At 42.0% G+C, this 19458-nt stretch carries 13 protein-coding genes, 18 tRNA genes, 2 rRNA genes and 3 riboswitches; of the genes, 2 read left to right on the top strand and 31 right to left on the bottom strand.

Annotation, left to right across the window (positions count from 1 at the left end; genetic code table 11):
* Positions 1 to 65 precede the first annotated feature (65 nt).
* The 7 genes from MKY46_RS01310 to MKY46_RS01280 form a co-directional block, all read right to left on the bottom strand.
* Positions 66 to 1364, bottom strand: a complete 1299-nt coding sequence (locus tag MKY46_RS01310) for a nucleobase:cation symporter-2 family protein (RefSeq protein ID WP_340833622.1) — start codon at positions 1362 to 1364, stop codon at positions 66 to 68.
* Positions 1364 to 1948, bottom strand: coding sequence for a xanthine phosphoribosyltransferase (locus MKY46_RS01305; RefSeq protein ID WP_036122000.1), 585 nt, complete (start codon positions 1946 to 1948; stop codon positions 1364 to 1366). Before MKY46_RS01305 ends, MKY46_RS01310 begins: the two co-directional genes overlap by 1 nt.
* 134 nt (positions 1949 to 2082) lie before the next feature.
* Positions 2083 to 2184, bottom strand: a riboswitch (purine riboswitch).
* Positions 2185 to 2348: 164 nt separating this feature from the next.
* Complete coding sequence (locus MKY46_RS01300) at positions 2349 to 4172, bottom strand: APC family permease (RefSeq protein ID WP_036122004.1); 1824 nt, start codon at positions 4170 to 4172, stop codon at positions 2349 to 2351.
* 118 nt (positions 4173 to 4290) lie between these two features.
* Positions 4291 to 4441: riboswitch (cyclic di-AMP (ydaO/yuaA leader) on the bottom strand.
* Between the two features lie 192 nt (positions 4442 to 4633).
* The gene (locus MKY46_RS01295; RefSeq protein ID WP_036122007.1) at positions 4634 to 5158 is read right to left on the bottom strand and encodes a PepSY domain-containing protein; all 525 of its coding nucleotides are present in this window, start codon (positions 5156 to 5158) and stop codon (positions 4634 to 4636) included.
* 91 nt (positions 5159 to 5249) lie between these two features.
* Positions 5250 to 5921: a PepSY domain-containing protein gene (locus MKY46_RS01290; RefSeq protein WP_036122010.1), complete on the bottom strand. Its 672-nt coding sequence runs from the start codon at positions 5919 to 5921 to the stop codon at positions 5250 to 5252.
* Positions 5918 to 7213 carry a sensor histidine kinase gene (locus MKY46_RS01285; protein ID WP_036122012.1) on the bottom strand — a complete coding sequence of 432 codons (1296 nt, stop codon included), beginning with the start codon at positions 7211 to 7213 and terminating at the stop codon, positions 5918 to 5920. Before MKY46_RS01285 ends, MKY46_RS01290 begins: the two co-directional genes overlap by 4 nt.
* A complete protein-coding gene (locus tag MKY46_RS01280; protein WP_036122016.1) occupies positions 7203 to 7898 on the bottom strand; it encodes a response regulator transcription factor in 696 nt (231 codons plus the stop codon). Before MKY46_RS01280 ends, MKY46_RS01285 begins: the two co-directional genes overlap by 11 nt.
* 208 nt (positions 7899 to 8106) lie before the next feature.
* Between MKY46_RS01280 and MKY46_RS01275 the strand changes: the two genes are divergently transcribed.
* Positions 8107 to 9372, top strand: coding sequence for an Nramp family divalent metal transporter (locus MKY46_RS01275; protein WP_036122019.1), 1266 nt, complete (start codon positions 8107 to 8109; stop codon positions 9370 to 9372).
* A 195-nt stretch (positions 9373 to 9567) separates the two neighbouring features.
* Here MKY46_RS01275 and MKY46_RS01270 read toward each other — a convergent pair whose 3' ends face one another.
* Complete coding sequence (locus tag MKY46_RS01270; protein WP_036122023.1) at positions 9568 to 11031, bottom strand: amino acid permease; 1464 nt, start codon at positions 11029 to 11031, stop codon at positions 9568 to 9570.
* Between the two features lie 82 nt (positions 11032 to 11113).
* Positions 11114 to 11290, bottom strand: a riboswitch (Lysine riboswitch).
* Positions 11291 to 11466: 176 nt separating this feature from the next.
* On the opposite strand from MKY46_RS01270, the gene MKY46_RS01265 reads away from it, so the two are divergent.
* Entirely contained in the window at positions 11467 to 12675 is a 1209-nt protein-coding gene (locus tag MKY46_RS01265) for a CynX/NimT family MFS transporter (protein WP_058845206.1), read from the top strand.
* 66 nt (positions 12676 to 12741) lie between these two features.
* Here the strand turns inward: MKY46_RS01265 and MKY46_RS01260 are convergent, their stop codons facing one another.
* The 23 genes from MKY46_RS01260 to MKY46_RS01150 all read right to left on the bottom strand — a co-directional run bounded on the left by MKY46_RS01260 (position 12742) and on the right by MKY46_RS01150 (position 19368).
* Positions 12742 to 13113 (bottom strand): hypothetical protein, encoded by a 372-nt coding sequence (locus MKY46_RS01260; RefSeq protein ID WP_230593891.1) that lies wholly within the window; start codon positions 13111 to 13113, stop codon positions 12742 to 12744.
* Positions 13085 to 13273, bottom strand: coding sequence for a hypothetical protein (locus MKY46_RS01255; protein ID WP_230593893.1), 189 nt, complete (start codon positions 13271 to 13273; stop codon positions 13085 to 13087). The genes MKY46_RS01260 and MKY46_RS01255 overlap by 29 nt, the downstream gene beginning before the upstream one ends.
* Positions 13274 to 13298: 25 nt before the next feature.
* The gene (locus tag MKY46_RS01250) at positions 13299 to 14345 is read right to left on the bottom strand and encodes a nitric oxide synthase oxygenase (protein WP_089934917.1); all 1047 of its coding nucleotides are present in this window, start codon (positions 14343 to 14345) and stop codon (positions 13299 to 13301) included.
* Positions 14346 to 14663: 318 nt separating this feature from the next.
* A tRNA-Glu gene (locus MKY46_RS01245) sits at positions 14664 to 14735 on the bottom strand.
* Between the two features lies 1 nt (position 14736).
* A tRNA-Asn gene (locus tag MKY46_RS01240) sits at positions 14737 to 14813 on the bottom strand.
* 7 nt (positions 14814 to 14820) lie between these two features.
* Positions 14821 to 14894: transfer RNA gene (locus MKY46_RS01235), tRNA-Ile, on the bottom strand.
* A 4-nt stretch (positions 14895 to 14898) separates the two neighbouring features.
* Positions 14899 to 14972 (bottom strand) — tRNA-Gly (locus MKY46_RS01230).
* Between the two features lie 6 nt (positions 14973 to 14978).
* Positions 14979 to 15054, bottom strand: a tRNA-Phe gene (locus MKY46_RS01225).
* Between the two features lie 4 nt (positions 15055 to 15058).
* Positions 15059 to 15151, bottom strand: a tRNA-Ser gene (locus MKY46_RS01220).
* 13 nt (positions 15152 to 15164) lie between these two features.
* A tRNA-Ala gene (locus MKY46_RS01215) sits at positions 15165 to 15240 on the bottom strand.
* Between the two features lie 15 nt (positions 15241 to 15255).
* Positions 15256 to 15332 (bottom strand) — tRNA-Pro (locus MKY46_RS01210).
* Positions 15333 to 15347: 15 nt separating this feature from the next.
* Positions 15348 to 15424 (bottom strand) — tRNA-Arg (locus tag MKY46_RS01205).
* Between the two features lie 19 nt (positions 15425 to 15443).
* Positions 15444 to 15516, bottom strand: a tRNA-Lys gene (locus MKY46_RS01200).
* A 14-nt stretch (positions 15517 to 15530) separates the two neighbouring features.
* Positions 15531 to 15605: transfer RNA gene (locus MKY46_RS01195), tRNA-Gln, on the bottom strand.
* A 9-nt stretch (positions 15606 to 15614) separates the two neighbouring features.
* Positions 15615 to 15690, bottom strand: a tRNA-His gene (locus tag MKY46_RS01190).
* 47 nt (positions 15691 to 15737) lie between these two features.
* Positions 15738 to 15811: transfer RNA gene (locus MKY46_RS01185), tRNA-Trp, on the bottom strand.
* A gap of 4 nt (positions 15812 to 15815) precedes the next feature.
* Positions 15816 to 15899, bottom strand: a tRNA-Tyr gene (locus MKY46_RS01180).
* A gap of 7 nt (positions 15900 to 15906) precedes the next feature.
* A tRNA-Thr gene (locus tag MKY46_RS01175) sits at positions 15907 to 15982 on the bottom strand.
* A 9-nt stretch (positions 15983 to 15991) separates the two neighbouring features.
* Positions 15992 to 16067, bottom strand: a tRNA-Asp gene (locus tag MKY46_RS01170).
* A 3-nt stretch (positions 16068 to 16070) separates the two neighbouring features.
* Positions 16071 to 16145: transfer RNA gene (locus MKY46_RS01165), tRNA-Met, on the bottom strand.
* A gap of 26 nt (positions 16146 to 16171) precedes the next feature.
* A tRNA-Val gene (locus MKY46_RS01160) sits at positions 16172 to 16247 on the bottom strand.
* An 11-nt stretch (positions 16248 to 16258) separates the two neighbouring features.
* Positions 16259 to 16374, bottom strand: a 5S ribosomal RNA gene (gene rrf / locus MKY46_RS01155).
* A gap of 66 nt (positions 16375 to 16440) precedes the next feature.
* Positions 16441 to 19368 (bottom strand): 23S ribosomal RNA (locus tag MKY46_RS01150).
* Between the last annotated feature and the right edge of the window lie 90 nt (positions 19369 to 19458).

Here is a 19458-nt window from a genome sequence, read left to right as displayed (position 1 = left end):
ACTTTACAACGTTCTTTTCATCAAAATATGTGGGGTATTTAGATGAATGTTATTTAATTATCTTTTTACACTTCCCCATGCATCGGGTCTTTTTTATGCTTTGGCCCAATCATGTTGAATAAAATATTTAGGATAATCGCTGTGACTGAACCACAAACGATACCGTTAGATGTTAAGATTGAAACGCTTGTTGGCAGTGCATCAAAAATGCCAGGAACAACGGATACACCGACACCTAAACTTACTGCAATCGCTGCAATCATTGCGTTTTCCGCTGATTCATTCATAACAGGTACAAGCATTCCCATACCTTGTGTAATCACCATACCGAACATCGCAAGCATTGCCGCACCTAGTACGGATGTTGGAATAATCGTTGTTAATGCTGCGATTTTTGGTAGGAAACCAAGTGCTACTAGTAATCCACCTGTGATGTAAATGACTTTACGGTCTTTTACGCCTGACATACGTGTAAGTCCCACGTTTTGTGAGAATGTTGTGTAAGGAAAGGCATTGAAAATACCACCGATTACTGAAGCTAGACCTTCTGAACGATAGCCGCGAGCTAAATCCTTTGAATCTAATTTTTTATTACAAATATCACTTAGTGCAAAATAGACACCAGATGACTCTACTAAAGATACCATTGCTACAAGTGTCATGGTGATAATTGCCGTTACATCAAATGTTGGCATGCCAAAGTAGAAAGGTTGTACCATGTGAAATACATTAGCATCCGCTACTGGCGTGAAATCCACTTTGTCCATGAATGCACCTAAAACGGTACCTACTACTAATCCAATCAGAATAGAAATCGCACGAACAAAACCTGTAGAAAAACGATACACGATTAAAATAATGATTAATGTAATAAACGCTAATGCCACATTAGAAGCAGAAGCAAAATCCTCAGCACCTTGTCCACCTGCCATATTGTTTAAAGCTACTGGTAATAAGGAAATACCGATAATCGAAACAACGGATCCAGTTACTACTGGAGGGAAGAATTTCACAAGCTTGCCGAAGAAGCCCGCAATAATCATTACAATTACACCAGAGGCAATAATAGAACCATAAATATCTGTGATACCTTGCTCTGGATTGGTGCCGATCGCAATAATTGGACTTACTGCTGTGAATGTACAGCCAAGTACTACAGGTAAGCCAATCCCGATGAATTTACCTGAATATACCTGTAAAAGTGTTGCAATCCCGCACATCATAATATCAATTGCTACTAAATACGTCATTTGTGTTGAATCAAAGCCAATTGCTCCACCAATAATCAGTGGCACTAAAATGGCTCCAGCATACATCGCAAGTAAATGTTGAATCGCTAGCGCAGTTGATTTAAAGGTATTCATTACGAGCGAGCCTCCGTAGCAAATGTTACATTGCCATCTTCAAGAGAGTCTACAATCGCTAATGACTCAACGCGAACTCCCTGCTCACGCAATAATTTTCCACCATCTTGGAAGCCCTTTTCAATAACGATGCCCACACCCACAACATGCGCACCAGCTTGTGCAGCAATATCTAGTAAGCCTTTGACAGCTTCACCATTTGCTAAGAAATCATCAACAATTAAAATATTATCGTCCTCATTTAAGAAATTACGTGATACAGAGATCTCATTTGTTTCATTTTTTGTAAACGAATGTACCTTTGATGAATAAAGGTTATCTGAAAGTGTTAACGATTTGCGTTTACGAGCAAACACGACAGGCGCGCCAATTTCTAACCCTAACATAACAGATGGTGCAATACCTGAAGATTCTATTGTTAAAATCTTTGTAATCACTTGATCAGAGAAACGGTTTGCGAATTCATGCCCAATTTCCTTCATTAACATTGGATCAATTTGATGGTTTAAAAATGAATCAACTTTTAATACGGATGAAGATAATACTTTACCCTCTTGCATAATTTTTTCTTGTAATAACTTCATTTCTTTTATATCCTTCTTTCTTTCAGAGTAATAAAAAACGCTAAATACCTTGTTTCCATTCAGCTACGAGTGGAGCAAAGCATTCAGCGTAAAAACGTCGAAACGAATAGAAAACAACATTATAATTGAAGTTCTCTAAAAGCATTGCTACCCATAGTCGATTTATTTACGGTAAATCGGTAGAAACTTGCGAGCCCTATTCTCGCTATTATATGAGTGGATTTGTATGAAACTATTAGAATATCCAATTTATCACTTTATTCGGCAAGAACCTATAACTTTTACGAAATAAAGTTTGATTTTTCGGAATTTAATGGTATTTCTCAACTTTTCAATTGCAAACGTTCGTGTTTTCAATCAACGTACTGATTATAACAGACTATTTTCTAGCTTGCTAGCATTATTTTGATAAATGAAAAGGGACTGTCATAATGACGACATTTCTGTGAAATAACAGTGTCGTACGAATGAGTAGACTCGATTGGTTGTGTAACATATGATGCCACCCTTTTTTCGGTAGAAATTGAGGAATCACAACCGTCACTTTATGATTTGTTTTAGTACAATGGTGCTCTACTTTATCAATAAATTTCATCAATGGCTGTGTAATGCTACGATATGGTGAATAGTAAGTCACTAACCGTACATCAGGTTGCCATGCGTTCCACTTCTCTTCAAAAGCTTTTGCTTCTGCTTGATCGAAAGCTACATAAAAGGCGATCACTTTATCCACCTTAAGTGATTTAGCATAATGAAGAGAGTTTTCAACTACCTTTGTTATACCAGCGACTGGCACAATGAACACATTTCCCTCAATAGTAGTCAGCTCCTCCTGATTCAATCTCAATTGTTCTCCAACGGCTTGATAATGGTGCTTAATCCGATGAAATACAAAAATAATGATTGGTAAAAAGACGAACACTGGCCATACTTGGGGCATTTTTGTCACAAAGAACATCATAGCTACAATGAAAGAGATCGCTGCTCCAATTGTATTGATAGAAAATTTTGCTACCCAACCTTTAGGTTTTTCGCGCCACCATTTTCGCATCATTCCCGTTTGCGCTAATGTAAACGGAATAAATACCCCAACTGCATATAGCGGAATTAAATGCTCTGTGGCTCCATCAAAAAGAATAATTAAGACAATGGCCGCAACACCTAGCATCATGATGCCATTTGAATAACCAAGACGATCTCCACGAATTTGGAATATTCTTGGGATAAAACCACCTTTCGATAAATTCACAGCAAGCAATGGAAAGGCTGAATACCCTGTGTTTGCGGCAAGTACTAAAATCATTGCCGTAGTCCCCTGTACAATATAATAAAGGAAATTCCGACCAACACTAGCTTCTGCTAGTTGGGAAACAACTGTTGCCTCTGCCGTTGGGGCAATCCCATAAAAATAAGCTAGGCTTACAATACCAATAAATAAAACAGCTAAAATGGCGCCCATCGCTAAAAGTGTTTTTGCTGCATTATTAGGAGCAGGATTTCTAAAATTAGGAATAGCATTAGAAATAGCTTCTACCCCGGTTAACGCTGAGCTACCTGAGGCAAATGCCTTTAATAAAATAAATAAGCTAATCCCTGCCACTGGTGTACCAACCTTTGGATGCAGCTCTGCTGGCACCTGACCAGTTGCAACCTGATAGAGCCCAATCCCAATTAACAAGAGCATAACGCCTACAAATAGATAGACTGGGTATGCCAAGATAGAGGCTGACTCTGTTACACCTCGTAGGTTTAAAATTGTTAAGAAAATCACAAAAACGATAGCAATGGGTACATTGTATGGATGAAGGCTTGGAAATGCCGATGTAATAGCATCTGTACCTGCTGAAACACTAACTGCTACTGTTAAAATATAATCAACAAGCAAAGAGCCTCCAGCTACAAGACCTGCATTCACTCCTAAATTTTCTCGCGATACTACATAAGCGCCACCACCATGTGGATAAGCAAAAATAACCTGACGATAAGATAAAATCAGTGCCACAAGCAGAACGACCACTCCAGCGGCAATCGGTAAAGAATACCAAAGGGCAAGTGTGCCCACTGTCATAAGAACAATTAAAATTTGTTCTGGTCCATAGGCTACTGAAGACAAAGCATCGGACGATAAGATTGCCAATGCCTTTGCTTTACTAAGCTTTTGTTCCCCTAACTCATCGGATCTTAATGGTTTGCCGATTACATAACGTTTGAATGAGGATTTCATTGATAAACACCTTCTAGTTTCATAGAATGTGTTTCGCCTCTCTAAATAACATCAAAAAACGTCTACAAGTCATCACTAAATAAGACTTGTAGACGTTCATCCGTCTGCCAAGCTCCACTTTTCTGCTCTTAACGCTTACGAGGTTAGCTGTCGGATTCGGGCCTGAGTAGCCCTACCCCTCCAAATGGAAGAGATTCACCCCAAGAATGGCTTATGCCATACATCAAAATTGGTTCCCCCGCGTTTAGTTGCTTCAGCGATTTAGAAATTTGAAACTTTTATAATGATGTCATATTACGCCTGCTGATTGAAAAAGTAAAGAAGAAAATTTTTCATTTTCACGAGTGAAAAACATAGACTTTTTTCGAGCATATGTTAATACTCGTCATTGCTGCCAATACTCTCGCTACAACAAAAAACTGTCTTAAAAGTATGCTCTACTTTTAAGACAGCTCGCTCTTTTAGTCTTCTATATCTTGTTCAAAATCAACAATGTTCCCTGTCATTGCATCCACATCTACTTCATATTCATACTGACCATCTTTCAATTCTATTTCATATAAGCCATCATCCAGCTTAATTTTTGTCACGGTACCTTTTGCTTTCGTTAAGGCTGTTTCGATAGCCTGTTCTTTTGTAATAATTTTCGCTGTTGGCGTGCTAACAGAAACGTAATTATCCCAATCATCGTCATCTCGACGCTCTTTTTTCTGCTTCAGTAATTTTCCCGTATAAGCATCAAATTTTAAATCATATTCCGCTGTCTCGGTATGCACCTCTACTTCGTAAATAGAGCGGAATTGATTTTGATCAAATTCGATATCCGCAACAGTCCCATCAACTATTGCTAATGCTTTCTTCTCAATCTGCTGCATTGTTAATACCTTATTTTCTTGCGCATTTCCTGATAATAAAGTTGTCGAGCCAATTGCTGCTCCAATCCCAAGAGTAACTACCAATGCTGGAATCATAATTATTTTTTTCATATTCATCTCTCCTTTGTTTTATCTATTCTTAGCTTAGCAAGCGAAGATGATAGAACTATAAGAGGAACATTAGAATTTCATGAGAAATGATTTATTGTTCGTCATCCCATGTAACAGACAGAACCTTTCCTGAAACGGCATGAATTTGAAAAGTGGCTTCGTCATCCTGTGTTTCAATTTCAACTAAATAGTAACCACCCTCTGAGGTTTCTTCAAAATCGACTGAATCCACCTCTCCCTTCAATTGCTCCAGTGCTATTTGAACAGCTTGCTGCTCAGTAATAATAGGCCCTTCTACAGATTGTTCTTGTGGCTCCACCATTTTCTCCGATAATACTTCACCGGAATAGCCATCAAGTGTGATTTCTTTTTGCTTGCTATCTTTTTCAACTCGCACTGTATAAATGGAATCTGTTAACATAACACTTTCTACATCTCCATATTCCTGTTTAACCATCTGCCTGATTTGCTTTTCTGTTAACAGTAATTTACTTTGTCCTTCTTTTATTTTTAAATCAGTCACCTGTTGTGTCGTAGCATCGAGCACAGCTCCATACTTGATATGATCTCGCGTAAAGAGCATTTCATAGGTTTTTCCTTGTTTCTTCACCTGAGTAACATGACCTTTATAGATTGTTTCAACATGGCGAATGGCCTCCGCTTCGCTAAGAGGCTCGACTTGAAAATAACGCGTTTGAATAAACCAAAACGTTCCGCTACCGAGAAGGACAATCACAACAATCATCAACAGCCACTTTCTCATTGTTGTCCCTCCTTTGGTATACATAAGGTAAAGCTTGACCCTTCTCCAATTGTACTTTTTACATCCATCATTATCCCCAATTGTTCTGCAAGCCCATGCGCTATGGCAAGTCCTAGCCCAGAACCACCTGTCTTACGGTTACGATCTCCTGTTACACGATAAAATCGCTCAAACAAATGTGGAATATGCTCCGCTGGAATACCAATACCAAAATCTTGGATGGTAATGCATACATGATTAGCTGTTTCTGTTGCGAGAATATGCACTTCCTCCTCACTATATTTCCTAGCGTTATCCAGCAAAATAAAGAGTAGTTGCTTTAATATTTTTTCATCACTATAAACAAAACTTGGCTTCTTCACATCAACTATAAATGCTCGATGATACGCATGCTGCATTTGGAAAGCCACTTTATTCAAGAACGGCGCAAGCTCTAGCTGTTCAAAATGAATGTCCAGATGCTCATTATTTTTAGCTAGTTCTAGCAATTGCAGCACCATTTCATGCATGCGTGATGATTCATTGGCAATAGCTAGTAATGATTCCTGTGCAACTTCCCGATTGTCAAAACCTCTTCTGAGCAGTAATTTTGCATAGCTTTCAATAACCGTAATGGGTGTCTTCAATTCATGGGAAGCATTCGATACAAATTCTTCTTGCTTTCGATAATGCTGTTCAAGCTTTTCCATCATCATATTAAAAGTACGGTTAATGTTTGTTAACTCATCCCCCCCTTTTACTGGTATATCCATTTTTTCATATTTTCCTGTCGATGCACTTTTTCGCATAGTCTCATTTAAACGTTCTAGCGGTAATAAAATAAGTCGCCCAAGTACTAGGCTTGCTAAGAAAATAGGAATCGTTGCAATAACAGATACAATAATCAATATAACCTTTAGCAAACTTAATGTCCGTTCTACTTCTTCCATGGATTGCTGTAATGTGATATCCACAACCGTTCCGTCTATCCAAATAGCAGGCATTGTATAGGTAATGGAAGGGCCTTCTGGCATGTCAAGGGTAGCCTGAACCTTTGTTTTTAAACGTTCTCCATCATAAATGTAGACGGCACCATCTGTCGGCATATAGGCTCTTAATACTTGCTGTAGGTTAGTTTGAGCATTTAACTGACTGAATGTGGAGCTTAAATCATTGGCACGTGTTTGAAGCTGATGATATTCCGTATCATAGGCAGATTTCTCATACAATAAATAAATTCCACTGTTTGTGGCCACTAATATTACTAGCATCAGCAATGTTGTAAGTAGATGAATTTTTGTTTTAAGTCTCATCACGATGTTCCTTCAACACATAGCCAACTCCACGAACTGTTTGGATAATAGGCGTTGCATTAGCAGCTTCAAGCTTTTGTCGTACATAGCGAATATAGACATCCACAACATTTGTATCCCCATAATAGTCATAGCCCCATACAGCCTCTAGTAGCTGTTCCCTAGTCAGTACTTGTTTAGGATGCTTTAGTAAATAGAACAATAAATCATATTCACGAGGTGTCAGTTGAATATCTTTATTAAAATATACGACCTCTCTTGTTTGCTCGTTTATCGATAAATGTCCAAATGCAAGGGCAACTTGTTTTGGACTAGCCTTTTGTGAAAATCGTAAAGCATTGCGAATACGCGCCAGCAATTCTTCAATTTCAAACGGCTTTGTCACATAATCATTGGCTCCTAAATCCAATCCTTTTACTTTATCCTCCACCTCACTTTTGGCAGTAAGCATAATAACAGGTGTCTGGGATTCCGTTGCACGAATCCGCTTTAGCACATCAATGCCACTCATCTCTGGCAGCATGACATCAAGTAGGATCAAATCCCATGGCTGTTCACGGTAACGAAGCAAACCATCTGTCCCTGTATGAGCCATTTCCGCCTCATAGCCTTCAAATTGAAGCTCAAGCTGTAGCACTCTCGCAATATTTTCTTCATCTTCTATAATTAAAATTCGATTGGTCATGTCGAATCCGTCCTTCATCTTTTCTTTTCATCGTAAACGATGCTGGTGGTGAAAGTCTAATTAGAAAATGATGAGAATGGCACATACTTATAGAAACTTAAAGCAAACCACTTCACTTTTTTGATTCCTAGCGTTAGAATACTAATATCTTATTTTCCTATAGGAAACTTTATTTCGTTAATGATACTTTTTGAAACGAGGGAACAATATGGTTTACAAACGAGTCACAAAATCGTCTGCCGAGGCGGTTTTAGATGGAGATATAAAAGGTTGGCGACGCTTTTTACCATTTTTAGGACCTGCATTTATTGCAGCCGTCGCCTATATCGATCCTGGTAATTTTGCTACAAATATTACAGCAGGCTCTCAATATGGCTACCTGCTACTTTGGGTTATAGCCTTTTCTAATTTAATGGCCGTGTTAATTCAATCCTTATCTGCCAAGCTTGGAATTGCGACAGGTAAAAACTTGCCTGAAGTAGCACGCGAGCATTTTTCTAAAAAAACATCCATCTTTTTATGGATACAGGCTGAATTGGTCATCATTGCTACAGATCTTGCTGAATTTATTGGTGCAGCATTAGGGCTTTACTTGCTCTTCAATATCCCTATGCTGCCCGCAGCATTAATTACGGCAGTTGGTTCATTTGCTATTTTAGAACTTCAAAGAAGAGGATTTAGAGCCTTTGAAGCCGGTATTTCGGGCATGGTGTTAATTGTTGTCTTAGCATTTGCCTTCCAAACATTTTTAGCACAGCCAGAATGGGGCGATGTAGCGATTGGCATGTTCACGCCACAGTTTGAAGGTGTAGATTCACTATTATTAGCAACAGGTATTTTAGGAGCAACTGTCATGCCTCATGCTATTTACTTACATTCATCGTTAACGCAAAATCGTATTGTTGGTCGGAATGAAAATGAAAAAAAACGTATTTTCCGTTTTGAATTTATCGATATTATCATCGCTATGATTATTGCCGGAGCGATTAATATGAGCATGCTGATCATTGCTGCAGCAGTCTTCCACACACAAGGCGTGGTTGTAGAAGATTTAGATGTTGCCTACAATGGCTTAAAAGATGCGCTCGGCCCCATGGCTGCTATTTCATTTGGTCTTGGTTTACTTATTGCCGGGCTAGCTAGCTCCTCTGTCGGGACGTTAGCAGGTGATGTAGTCATGCAAGGATTCATTCAAAGAAAAATACCACTTTATTTACGTAGAGCAATTACTATGGTGCCGCCTCTAGTCATTATTGCTTCAGGCGTGAATGCAACCTATGCGCTCGTTCTAAGTCAGGTCGTTTTATCTTTCGGTATTGCATTTGCTCTTGTCCCTCTTGTGATGTTTACAAGCAAACGAAACATCATGGGCAGTTTAGTCAATCACCGTATTACAACGTTTTTAGGTTGGTTTGTTGTTGTTATCGTTGTGACATTGAATATTTACTTACTGTGGGAAACAATATTTGGATAATAAAAATCAGTTACTCGAGATGAACTGCCCCGTAAAAGTTTGATTTCTAACTATTACGGGGCAGTTCAAGAATGGGTACCTGTTTTTTATTTGATTAGACATCGCGACTTTCGAATGGCTAGTTAACGACGATTAAGACATAAAAAGCTGTCCCATAAACCAATCATTCATTAGTTTACAGAACAGCCCTACTATTTAATCTTCCACTTTTAAATCACATTCTTGAAGTGAAAGCATTTTTGTTTTGTGCTTGATTTTGTAGCCAAACCATAACAGTAAAAATAGTGGGATTCCAACATAAGAAACTAATATCCCATACCAATCAATTTGGTCTCCCGTAAAGGCCGTGTAATTTTGCCCAATGACCACAATCATACAAACAGTAAAGGCAAATAGTGGTCCAAACGGGTACAATTTTGCTCTATAAGGTAATAGCTTTGGATCTAGGCCCTGTGCCTCAAATGCACGACGGAAGCGATAATGACTAAAGGCAATGCCGAGCCATGCAATAAAACCAGACATACCAGAGGCGTTTAACAGCCAAATATAAACAACGCCATCACCAAAGAAAGACGCTAAAAAAGCTAAGCAACCTACAGCTAATGTTGCCATCAATGCATAAATTGGTATTCCTCGACGACTTAGCTTTGTGAAGAACTTAGGCGCATGTCCATCCACTGCTAATTGCCATAGCATACGTGATGATGCATAAAGCCCTGAATTTCCAGCTGACAGCATAGCCGTTAAAATAATGGCATTCATTAACGAAGCTGCAAAGGCAATACCTAAGCGGTCAAACACTAATGTAAACGGTGATACTGCGATATCTTCTGATAATAAGCGTTCATCTGTAAATGGAATCAACATTCCGATTGCACCAATTGCTAAAATATAAAACAAAAGAATACGCCAGAATACGGATTTAACAGCCTTTGGAATATTTTTTCCTGGATCGTCTGTTTCACCTGCTGTAATCCCAAGTAACTCTGTTCCTTGGAATGAAAATCCGGCTGCTAGGAAAATTCCAAATGTAGCTAGGAAGCCACCGTGAAATGGTCCATCACTAATAAAGAAATTAGTAAAGCCTACAGGCGCCTGTCCACCTAAAATACCAAAAATCATTAATAAACTGATAATAATAAAAACAATGACTGTCACTACTTTAATCATCGCAAACCAATATTCACTTTCTCCATAGCTCTTTACAGAAAGTAAATTAAATGACAGTACAACAGCAATAAATAATACTGTCCAAAGGGCTGATGAACTATCAGGGAACCAATATTTCATAATTAAGGATACTGCCGCAATTTCTGCTGCAATAGTGATTGCCCAGTTATACCAATAGTTCCAGCCTAATGCAAAGCCTAGTGCTGGATCTACAAATTTTGTTGCATACGTACTAAATGAACCGGATGATGGCATATAGGCAGCCATTTCCCCTAAGCTTGTCATTAAAAAGTACACCATAATACCGATTAGGGCGTAGGCAAGCAATGCACCACCAGGTCCAGCTTGTGCAATGGCACCACCACTGGCTAAAAATAGTCCCGTACCAATTGTACCGCCTAAAGAAATCATTGTGATATGACGGCTTTTCAATTCTTTTTTCAGCTTTGGCGCTTTATGTCCGAGCTGATTTACTTTTATTTCACTCACGATATAGCTTCCTTCCTATTTACGAGGCAAAAAAATGCCATCACATATACACTGTGATGGCTAAGTTAATCCTCAGTTTTTCCTAAATGATAGCTCAACACGTTGTACAAACGTGACAGTTCTGTTCCTTTCGGAGACAGCCCCAGCATGAGGTTTTCAAGTCCCCTCACACTTCGGCAATATTCCCTTTCAGCTAATCTCATCAATGCTTGTCATTTCCATTAGCATACTTATAAATATCGCGACCTCTACCTCAATACAAACATGAGGCATATAATTATTAAATTTATGATGCTTATTATATTAGCATAAGACCTTTGACATTTCAATATAACAATAAATGTTCTGTATTTTGTGAATCTTCTACTATTTTTATTAGTTTGTTAAAGTGTTATAGTAGTTCAATTAGAGCGGTTACGAACAGGGGGATTTATTTTGACTACAAATGATCATTCCGCTAGTTTTCCGAGTAAAAAAATTAGCTGGAGGGGAACAACCTTACTTTTAGTCTTCGGAGTTATCTTTATAGCCTCTACATTAAGAATGCCACTAACTGTTGTTGGCCCTATTATATCATTTATCCGTGACGATCTTGGTATTTCTAATGTACTTGCAGGCTTTCTAACAACGATTCCATTGCTCGCTTTTGCTACCATCTCACCATTTGCGCCCGTTGTAGCACGCAAACTAGGGCTTGAGCTAACACTATTTTTATCCACTATTTTATTAGCCTTGGGGATTGTTCTACGTTCCCTTGGTACAACGGGGTTACTTGTATTTGGTACTGTACTCATCGGCATAGCCATATCATTTGGAAATGTGCTGATTCCAGGATTATTAAAATTAAAATTTCCATACCATGTTGGTTTATTAATGGCATTTTTCACTATGTCGATGAACTTAACGGCTGGGCTTGGCGCAGGTATTAGCTATCCTATAGCCAATTCATCATTTGGCTGGCAAGGAGCGCTGTCCATTGCACTTGTACTCGTGGTCGTAACGATTTTAATTTGGATACCTCAATTGAAATCAAATAAACCTGAGCCAGCCACTACCTCTAAAATGACAAGTACACCCTTATGGAAGTCACCTGTTACTTGGGCTGTCACAGGTGCAATGGGATTACAGTCTTTATTATTTTATACGACTGCTGCTTGGATTCCCGAAATCTACATCGCCCAGGGATTGGCTCCTGACAAAGCTGGTTGGATGTTTTCTATCATGCAATTTTCACAAGTACCAATGGCATTGGCTGTGCCTATCATTGCAAGTAAAATGGCTTCTCAAAGACCTCTTGTAGTGATGTTTACATTCTTCTATTTAATAGGCTTTACTGGAGTTGTCATGGAGTGGACAAGTCTTGGGGTACTGTGGATGATTCTTTTAGGTTTAGCAGGAGGTTCTTCATTTGCCTTAGCGATGATGTTCTTTACACTTCGTACACGCACGGCATTTGAAGCAGCAGATTTATCAGGCTTTGCACAATCATTAGGTTATTTATTTGCCGCCATTGGCCCTATTCTTTTTGGCTACTTACATGATTTATTTGGTGGCTGGAATATTGCTGGTTGGCTCTTTGTAGCTGTGGCGACCATTCTTTTCTTTTGCTCAATGAGAGCTTCTAAAGACGAATATGTCCATTAAAATAAAGCAGATGGGATAACTGCTCATATTTCCCATCTGCTTTACTTCTATATAGGTATAGACGTTTTATTTGTCCAATTGCTGTAGTAAGGTTAGCAGTTCAGCAAGACGGTCTGCTGTTTCTTTGTTGTGAGCTATAACTGCTGCAAAAATAGGAACAGCCTCTTGTAAGAGTATATAACTAAAATAATAATAGCTTACAAAAGCTTTCTGCTCATAACCCTTTGGCGTTTCCTCCTCCCATTCCAGCTCATCATTCTCTTCGTGATCCATCCATAAATATTTGACATCTAACAGCTCCTGCATAGTTTGAACTGAATATGATGGGTCTAGATAATCTTCAGAAATTGCATGTGCCACAGCTAAATAAAGCTCTACTTCTTGTACAGAGACATCCCCGGTATTTTTGCTAGCAAGCTTTTTTAGAAGGACAAGCAAAGCCCATGGTGTGACCCTGCCATAGTGTACCTTGATGCTCCACTAACTCAGCTAGCTCTATATATTGCTCCTGTTCAATCAGCTGAGGGATAGCCGTTCCTCTTCCATAAGGTGTCGTCAATTGTAACCACGGGATACTCGGAATTTGCTCATTCAACATAGCGTTTCGTCCTCTCCACAATCAGTTAATAGCATGGTTTTTGATAAAAATAATTGGGTGTATGATAAATATTGACATAAGGTTTATGGAAAATATGAGTCGTTGCGGGCGAAAGTGGTGGGATTAGCCATGTCCAGTTGCCTGTAACGTCTCGTCCTGCTGATTCCTCTGCTTCTTCAAACAATTTAAACTGCTGAGCAGCTGTATGATGATCGACAATGCTCACGCCTTGTTCTTTAAAAGAATGAAGGACAGCAATATTAAGTTCCACTAATGCACGATCACGCCAAAGTGAAGCTTGCTTGGTTGTATCAAGATTAAAAACCTCCGCAATAGCTGGTAGCATATTATAACGGTCATGATCTGCTAAATTACGTGCACCGATTTCTGTCCCCATATACCAGCCATTAAAGGGTGCGGCTTGGAAATCAATGCCTGCCATTTGAAAACGCATACTTGAAATTATGGGTACAGCATACCATTTCATTCCTAATTTCTCTACATCCACTGACTCTGGATGACGAATTGGCACCTCTAAAATATATTCTACAGGAATTGTAAACAGCTGCGGAGCTCGCTCATCTACTTGTATAACAAGAGGTAACACATCGAATGGTGTCCTCTCACTTTTCCAACCTAACGATTCACATACTTTAGTAAAAACAATAGAATGTGCATCACCAATAACGCCAGCTTCCGTTTCATAGCCTGCATAACGAATTAGCTGATGATTCCATATACGCACTCTGTTCGAAGCAAATACTGTTATTGTTGGACGGATTTTTCCACTATTTGTTGCATAATCGATATGCTCCAGTAGTTTTTGAAAAATATCCTGTTCATCTAAAACGGCACGTGCATCTACTACATGCAATGATTGCCAAAACAGACGACCAATACATTTGTTACTATTACGCCACGCCACCCGTGCACCAAAAGCTAGCTCCTCTGTTGTTGGGTCGTACTCACCTGCATTCTTAATCTGTTGTAATCTATTCGCTAACCAACGCTCTGATTCATCTTGTTCTGTCTGATATAAACTTAAAAATTGCTGGATCTCCTGTATATTCATTTCGATTCCTCCACTTATCCTCATATTAGAGGAACAAAACGACAAGCACCACGAAAATAGCTATAAAAAAACATACATATTGCATATATGAAATAGTTTGTTCAAATTTATAATGAATCGAATCATGATTAGAAGATATTGTGAATGAAGAAGGAAAAGAGGTGGGCGACATCTTATAGAAAGGAGAAACAAAATATTAGTCATGTAAAAAAGCTACTGAACCATTGATAGCGGATTCGTAGCTTTCACTCTTTACTAATGTATCATTTATTGATAAAAGAAAAAGCATGTAACACAATATTTGTGCTACATGCTTGATGACCCGTACGGGATTCGAACCCGTGTTACCGCCGTGAAAGGGCGGTGTCTTAACCACTTGACCAACGGGCCGTGGCTCCGAAGGCAGGACTCGAACCTGCGACAACCTGATTAACAGTCAGGTGCTACTACCAACTGAGCTACTTCGGAATAATGATGGGCCTAAATGGACTCGAACCATCGACCTCACGCTTATCAGGCGTGCGCTCTAACCAGCTGAGCTATAGGCCCATTTTGGAGCGGGTGATGAGAATCGAACTCACGACATCAGCTTGGAAGGCTGAGGTTTTACCATTAAACTACACCCGCAAATAATGGTGGGTCAGGACGGAATCGAACCGCCGACACTTAGAGCTTCAATCTAATGCTCTACCAACTGAGCTACTGACCCAAAATGGAGGAGGTAGAGGGATTCGAACCCCCGCGCGGTGTTACCCGCCTGTCGGTTTTCAAGACCGATCCCTTCAGCCAGACTTGGGTATACCTCCAAAAATATTGAACTGGTGGAGCCTAGCGGGATCGAACCGCTGACCTCCTGCGTGCAAGGCAGGCGCTCTCCCAGCTGAGCTAAGGCCCCATTTATCATAAAAAATGGTCGGAATGACAGGATTCGAACCTACGACCCCTTGGTCCCAAACCAAGTGCTCTACCAAGCTGAGCTACATTCCGAAAACATAAATTTATTGGCGCGCCCGACATGAGTCGAACCCATAACCTTCTGATCCGTAGTCAGACGCTCTATCCAATTGAGCTACGGGCGCAATATTCATTAAAAAACGATGAGCCATGAAGGACTCGAACCTTCGACCCTCTGATTAAAAGTCAGATGCTCTACCAACTGAGCTAATGGCTCGTAAAAAAGAAAAATGGCTGGGGTACTAGGATTCGAACCTAGGCATGACGGAATCAAAATCCGTTGCCTTACCGCTTGGCTATACCCCAATTTGAAAATGGGGCGACTGATGGGAATCGAACCCACGAATGTCGGAACCACAATCCGATGCGTTAACCACTTCGCCACAATCGCCACTATATAAATTATAACAGCTGTATATGAACGAGTACCTCAATACCTGGCAGGGGCAGTAGGAATCGAACCCACACCAAAGGTTTTGGAGACCTCTATTCTACCGTTGAACTATGCCCCTAAAATGGTGGAGGGGGACGGATTCGAACCGCCGAACCCTAAGGAGCGGATTTACAGTCCGCCGCGTTTAGCCACTTCGCTACCCCTCCAAGGGAATGGTGCCGGCGATAGGAGTCGAACCCACGACCTACTGATTACAAGTCAGTTGCTCTACCAACTGAGCTACACCGGCAAAAAAAAATGGCGGTCCCGACCGGGATCGAACCGGCGATCTCCTGCGTGACAGGCAGGCATGTTAACCGCTACACCACGGGACCATTTGGTTGCGGGGGCTGGATTTGAACCAACGACCTTCGGGTTATGAGCCCGACGAGCTACCACTGCTCCACCCCGCGATAATACTATACTGTTTTAAAAATAATGGTGGAGGATGACGGGCTCGAACCGCCGACCCTCTGCTTGTAAGGCAGATGCTCTCCCAACTGAGCTAATCCTCCACGAAAAATAAGCGAAGCGATGTCCTACTCTCACAGGGGGAAGCCCCCAACTACCATCGGCGCTAAAGAGCTTAACTTCCGTGTTCGGTATGGGAACGGGTGTGGCCTCTTTGCCATCATCACTTCACTTATTCAGTTGAAAGAGTTGTTCTTTCAAAACTGGATAAACGGTTCATTGAATGGTTCAAACGTTTTGGTTAAGTCCTCGATCGATTAGTATTCGTCAGCTCCATGTGTCACCACACTTCCACCTCGAACCTATCTACCTCATCGTCTTTGAGGGATCTTACTTACTTGCGTAATGGGAAATCTCATCTTGAGGGGGGCTTCATGCTTAGATGCTTTCAGCACTTATCCCGTCCACACATAGCTACCCAGCGATGCCTTTGGCAAGACAACTGGTACACCAGCGGTGTGTCCATCCCGGTCCTCTCGTACTAAGGACAGCTCCTCTCAAATTTCCTACGCCCACGACGGATAGGGACCGAACTGTCTCACGACGTTCTGAACCCAGCTCGCGTACCGCTTTAATGGGCGAACAGCCCAACCCTTGGGACCGACTACAGCCCCAGGATGCGATGAGCCGACATCGAGGTGCCAAACCTCCCCGTCGATGTGGACTCTTGGGGGAGATAAGCCTGTTATCCCCGGGGTAGCTTTTATCCGTTGAGCGATGGCCCTTCCATGCGGAACCACCGGATCACTAAGCCCGTCTTTCGACCCTGCTCGACTTGTAGGTCTCGCAGTCAAGCTCCCTTGTGCCTTTACACTCTACGAATGATTTCCAACCATTCTGAGGGAACCTTTGGGCGCCTCCGTTACCTTTTAGGAGGCGACCGCCCCAGTCAAACTGTCCGCCTGACACTGTCTCCTGCCCCGCTAAGGGGCATGGGTTAGAATTTCAATACAACCAGGGTAGTATCCCACCGACGCCTCCTTCGAAGCTGGCGCTCCGAGATCTCTGGCTCCTACCTATCCTGTACAAGTTGTACCAAAATTCAATATCAGGCTACAGTAAAGCTCCACGGGGTCTTTCCGTCCTGTCGCGGGTAACCTGCATCTTCACAGGTACTATAATTTCACCGAGTCTCTCGTTGAGACAGTGCCCAGATCGTTACGCCTTTCGTGCGGGTCGGAACTTACCCGACAAGGAATTTCGCTACCTTAGGACCGTTATAGTTACGGCCGCCGTTTACTGGGGCTTCAATTCGCAGCTTCGCTTGCGCTAACCACTCCTCTTAACCTTCCAGCACCGGGCAGGCGTCAGCCCCTATACGTCACCTTACGGTTTTGCAGAGACCTGTGTTTTTGCTAAACAGTCGCCTGGGCCTATTCACTGCGGCTCTCATGCGCTTGCACGCTCAAGAGCACCCCTTCTCCCGAAGTTACGGGGTCATTTTGCCGAGTTCCTTAACGAGAGTTCTCTCGCACACCTTAGGATTCTCTCCTCGACTACCTGTGTCGGTTTGCGGTACGGGCACCTCTCACCTCGATAGAGGCTTTTCTTGGCAGTGTGAAATCAGGAACTTCGTCCATACGGACTCGCCATCACAGCTCAACGTTACAGTGTGCGGATTTGCCTACACACACGCCTTACTGCTTGGACGCGCATAACCAACAGCGCGCTTACCCTATCCTACTGCGTCCCCCCATTTCTCAAACGGTGAGGAGGTGGTACAGGAATATCAACCTGTTGTCCATCGCCTACGCCTATCGGCCTCGGCTTAGGTCCCGACTAACCCTGAGCGGACGAGCCTTCCTCAGGAAACCTTAGTCATACGGTGGACGGGATTCTCACCCGTCTTTCGCTACTCATACCGGCATTCTCACTTCTAAGCGCTCCACCAGTCCTTCCGGTCTGACTTCAACGCACTTAGAACGCTCTCCTACCACTGACATCGTAGATGTCAATCCACAGCTTCGGTGAATCGTTTAGCCCCGATACATTTTCGGCGCAGCGTCACTCGACCAGTGAGCTATTACGCACTCTTTAAATGATGGCTGCTTCTAAGCCAACATCCTGGTTGTCTGTGCAACGCCACATCCTTTTCCACTTAACGATTACTTTGGGACCTTAGCTGGTGGTCTGGGCTGTTTCCCTTTTGACTACGGATCTTATCACTCGCAGTCTGACTCCCGTGTATAAATATCTGGCATTCGGAGTTTGTCTGAATTCGGTAAACCGGGATGGCCCCCTAGTCCAAACAGTGCTCTACCTCCAGTATTCTCATCACGAGGCTAGCCCTAAAGCTATTTCGGAGAGAACCAGCTATCTCCAAGTTCGATTGGAATTTCTCCGCTACCCACACCTCATCCCCGCACTTTTCAACGTGCGTGGGTTCGGGCCTCCAGTAAGTGTTACCTTACCTTCACCCTGGACATGGGTAGATCACCTGGTTTCGGGTCTACGACCACGTACTATTTCGCCCTATTCAGACTCGCTTTCGCTGCGGCTCCGCCTTCTAAAGCTTAACCTCGCACGTAATCGTAACTCGCCGGTTCATTCTACAAAAGGCACGCTATCACCCATTAACGGGCTCTAACTACTTGTAGGCACACGGTTTCAGGATCTCTTTCACTCCCCTTCCGGGGTGCTTTTCACCTTTCCCTCACGGTACTGGTTCACTATCGGTCACTAGGTAGTATTTAGCCTTGGGAGATGGTCCTCCCGGATTCCGACGGAATTTCACGTGTTCCGCCGTACTCAGGATCCACTCAGGAGAGAACGAACTTTCGACTACAGGGCTTTTACCTGCTCTGGCGGACCTTTCCAAGTCGCTTCATCTAACTCGCTCTTTTGTAACTCCGTATTGAGTGTCCTACAACCCCAAGAGGCAAGCCTCTTGGTTTGGGCTCTTCCCGTTTCGCTCGCCGCTACTCAGGGAATCGATTTTTCTTTCTCTTCCTCCAGGTACTTAGATGTTTCAGTTCCCTGGGTCTGCCTTCAAGACGCTATGTATTCACGTCAAGATACTACGCGATTAAACGTAGTGGGTTCCCCCATTCGGAAATCTCCGGATCAAAGCTCACTTACAGCTCCCCGAAGCATATCGGTGTTAGTGCCGTCCTTCTTCGGCTCCTAGTGCCAAGGCATTCGCCGTGCGCCCTTAATAACTTAACCTATCAGCTTTCAATACACATCGCATTTCGTTGTCAGCTTCACTCGTTCAATCCGTCACGTACTCAAGTACGCTCCTTCATTCACTCGATT

Source organism: Lysinibacillus sp. FSL M8-0355 (assembly GCF_038008985.1).
Taxonomy (GTDB): Bacteria; Bacillota; Bacilli; order Bacillales_A; family Planococcaceae; genus Lysinibacillus; species Lysinibacillus fusiformis_D.
The sequence above is the reverse complement of the archived record's forward strand: the minus strand, read 5'-3'. Positions and strand labels throughout refer to the sequence as shown.

Coding starts and splice junctions, on each gene's coding strand:
- MKY46_RS01310 (WP_340833622.1), bottom strand. CDS start 1,364: ATGAATACCTTTAAATCAACTGCGCTAGCGATTCAACATTTACTTGCG.
- MKY46_RS01305 (WP_036122000.1), bottom strand. CDS start 1,948: ATGAAGTTATTACAAGAAAAAATTATGCAAGAGGGTAAAGTATTATCT.
- MKY46_RS01300 (WP_036122004.1), bottom strand. CDS start 4,172: ATGAAATCCTCATTCAAACGTTATGTAATCGGCAAACCATTAAGATCC.
- MKY46_RS01295 (WP_036122007.1), bottom strand. CDS start 5,158: ATGAAAAAAATAATTATGATTCCAGCATTGGTAGTTACTCTTGGGATT.
- MKY46_RS01290 (WP_036122010.1), bottom strand. CDS start 5,921: ATGAGAAAGTGGCTGTTGATGATTGTTGTGATTGTCCTTCTCGGTAGC.
- MKY46_RS01285 (WP_036122012.1), bottom strand. CDS start 7,213: ATGAGACTTAAAACAAAAATTCATCTACTTACAACATTGCTGATGCTA.
- MKY46_RS01280 (WP_036122016.1), bottom strand. CDS start 7,898: ATGACCAATCGAATTTTAATTATAGAAGATGAAGAAAATATTGCGAGA.
- MKY46_RS01275 (WP_036122019.1), top strand. CDS start 8,107: ATGGTTTACAAACGAGTCACAAAATCGTCTGCCGAGGCGGTTTTAGAT.
- MKY46_RS01255 (WP_230593893.1), bottom strand. CDS start 13,273: ATGTTGAATGAGCAAATTCCGAGTATCCCGTGGTTACAATTGACGACA.
- MKY46_RS01250 (WP_089934917.1), bottom strand. CDS start 14,345: ATGAATATACAGGAGATCCAGCAATTTTTAAGTTTATATCAGACAGAA.